Below are 2,750 nucleotides of genomic sequence, written 5' to 3'. Positions count from 1 at the left end.
GGTCGCGCGGGCGAGCCGATCACGACGCTTCCCGTTGCGGAGGCGGCCGTCATCCTGCTAGCGTCGCGCTGGCCGGCGGACCGGGTCATGGGTCGATGGATCCGTGCCGGCACGGGAGGGCGACGAAGACGGGAGCGACGCGCGCAGAGAGCGGAACCGGGGATCTCGCGACCGGCTACGGAGTCGCCTCCCCGGCCGACAGCCATGGCCGCCATCAGTTCCTGTGGACCCTCATCCTGATCGCCCTGTTCGTCATCTGGTCGAACTCGTTTCACTCCATCGCCTACCTCCGTCGAACGATCGGGGCATGGGACTTGTTGCTCGCTCGGTTCGTCCCCGTGGGCGCCTTCGCCGTCCTCTGGTGCCTGCTGAGCGAACCGCGCCACAACCTCCGGCTCCTCATCGAGAACCCGGTGAGGATCGTCGTCATGGGGATCCTGATCGTGCCGGGCTACAACCTCTTCCTCAACTGGGGGCAGGGGCAGATCCCAGCGGGAACGGCTTCGCTACTGATCGCGACGAATCCCTTCTTCACCTACGTGCTTGCCCTGGCCATCAGGCAAGAGCGACACAGGTTGCGAAAGACGATCGGGCTCCTGCTCTCCTTCACCGGCGTCTATCTTCTCGTCCGGAGCCAGGGGCGGGCGATGGGACCCGGATACGAGCTCCACGCGCTCTCCGTCCTTGCGGCGCCGGCTTGCTGGGCCGTGGCCACGGTCGTCGGCAAGCCCCTGGTGACGCGCGAGTCCCCCCTGCGCGTGACCTACCTCTCGCTCGCCGTCGGAAGCGTCGCATTCCTCGCAGTCGGACCCTTCAGCCCAGGCTTCCGTCGCTCGATCGACACCTTCACGCCCTCCGACTGGGTCGCGATCGCGCACCTCGCCCTCCTCTGCACGGTCGTCGGCTTCGGAATCTGGTACGCGGCCCTCCGCAGGCTCCCCGCCAGCAGCGTCGCCGCCTTCGTCCTCCTGAATCCGCCGCTTGCGATCGCCTTCGGGCCCGTGTGGGGGACGGACGAGCCCTCCGGTTCGGTGATCGGCTATGGGGCGTGGATCCTGGCCGGCGTCATCGTCAGCACGTGGGGCATCCGCGACGTCGTCACCCGGGTGGTCGACGCGGGATTCAGACGCAAATCGCCATGAGCCGTTCGACCGTCCGCGAGGTCTCCAGGGGGAGCTTCTACCTCGGGCTCGAGCAGCTCACGACGATCATCGGCGGGATCTTCTACTCGATCGTTGTCCTCCGCATGCTGGGTCCCGCGGCATACGGGACATTGAGCCTCGGACAGGCGGCGATCGGACTGGCCGGCGTCCTGACCACGAACGTCGAGGCCTACCTGGAGCGCTTCGTGGGAGAGATCGACGCGCGGGGCGACGGGCACATCTTGCGCCCGCTCGTCCGCAAGGTGTTGGCGGTCAAGGTGGTCCTCGCGCTCGCCGCGGGCGTGCTGGTCTTCCTGCTGGCCGACACCGTGGCCACCGCGTACGGCCACCGGGATCTCCGGCGCCTCCTGCCCGTCCTGGCGCCCCTGATCCTGCTGGAGGGCGCAGGCTACGCTCTCAGGGTGACCCTCTTCGGAATGCAGCGCTTCCGTTCGATCTGGCTCGTCTCCCTGGGCAACAACCTGTTGAAGCTCGCCATCGTCGTGCTCCTCTGGCGTTTGAATGAAGGCGTGGTCGCCCTGGTCGCGGGGCTCGTCTTCGTGCAGGCCTTCTCCGTCGCCGCCCTCGGCGTGCTGGTCGAGAGATTCCTGCCCCGGGAGCGCACGGGCGCCCCGGAGACGCCCACGCACCGGAAGATCTGGCAGTACGTCCTCCCTCTCCTGGGAGCGCGCGCCTTCTTCCTCTCGGGACAGCACTTGAACCGCCTGATCCTGGGGGCGCTCTTGCCGGCGCGGGAACTGGGGCTCGCCTCGTTCGCGCTGATGACCATCGAGCGATTCATCGCCCTGCTCGCCGCGGTTCCGAACTCCCTCCTGCCCGCGCTCTCCCGCCTGCGCGGCGAAGGACGCGACGGCGAGATCGAACGCACCGTCACCGAGGGGTATCGGGTGGTCGCGGCGATGGCCCTCCTCCTGATGGCGGGGACCTACTGCCTCGCGCGGGAGACGGTATGGATCACGGGCGGCGGCGAGTTCCTCCCCGCCGTTGTTCCGCTTCAGATCCTCGCTCTCACGCCTCTCTTCCGCACGATGCAGCAACCGCTGACGATGTGCTTCTACACCTATGAGAGGACGAAGATCGTCTTCTGGCTCGCCGCGATCAAGTTCGCGGTCGAGCCGCTCGCCTATCCTCTGCTGATCCCTCGGCTGGGGGTCTCCGGCGCGGCGCTCGCAAGCCTGCTCTCCTCGGTCGTCGTCTTCGGCCCTTCGGTCTATCTGGCGGACAGGATTCTTCCCCGGACGGCGTCGCTACGCCATCGCGCCACGGCGATCGTCTGGTCGATCGGCGTCTTCGTGGCGGTCGCGGGATGGTTCGCGGGGCGCATCCGGCCCTACTGGCCCGATCTCGCCGCGAGGCTCCTCCTCATTGCGGCGGCGCTGGCGGCGATCCTATTCCTCGGGAGGCTGATCCGGGGGGACGATCTGCGCCGCTTCGCAGAAGCGAGCCGGAGGGGTCGCGTCACCCGCCTCATGGGACCGGTGGCCGGCTGGCTCGACCGGGCGCAGAAACGCCCGGCGGCTTGAGACCCCGGGCGTCTTGCTCGCAGTCGCGCCCCTGAGCCCGCTGACCCCGACGGCACCCCGCGCC

General features: G+C 68.5%; 2 protein-coding genes. Both read left to right on the top strand.

The annotated features are described in order from the left end of the window. The first annotated feature begins 95 nt into the window (after positions 1 to 95). Positions 96 to 1,142 carry a DMT family transporter gene (locus FJY88_13275; protein ID MBM3288298.1) on the top strand — a complete coding sequence of 349 codons (1,047 nt, stop codon included), beginning with the start codon at positions 96 to 98 and terminating at the stop codon, positions 1,140 to 1,142. Further along, positions 1,139 to 2,686 carry a flippase gene (locus FJY88_13270; protein MBM3288297.1) on the top strand — a complete coding sequence of 516 codons (1,548 nt, stop codon included), beginning with the start codon at positions 1,139 to 1,141 and terminating at the stop codon, positions 2,684 to 2,686. The genes FJY88_13275 and FJY88_13270 overlap by 4 nt, the downstream gene beginning before the upstream one ends. Positions 2,687 to 2,750 lie beyond the last annotated feature (64 nt).

It is taken from the genome of Candidatus Eisenbacteria bacterium (genome assembly GCA_016867495.1).
Lineage (GTDB): Bacteria > Eisenbacteria > RBG-16-71-46 > CAIMUX01 > VGJL01 > VGJL01.
This window is presented reverse-complemented; position numbering and strand designations above follow the sequence as displayed.

What these genes read in the sequence shown, in the direction of transcription:
- FJY88_13275 (MBM3288298.1), top strand. Translation starts at nt 96, where the DNA reads ATGGATCCGTGCCGGCACGGGAGGGCGACGAAGACGGGAGCGACGCGC.
- FJY88_13270 (MBM3288297.1), top strand. Translation starts at nt 1,139, where the DNA reads ATGAGCCGTTCGACCGTCCGCGAGGTCTCCAGGGGGAGCTTCTACCTC.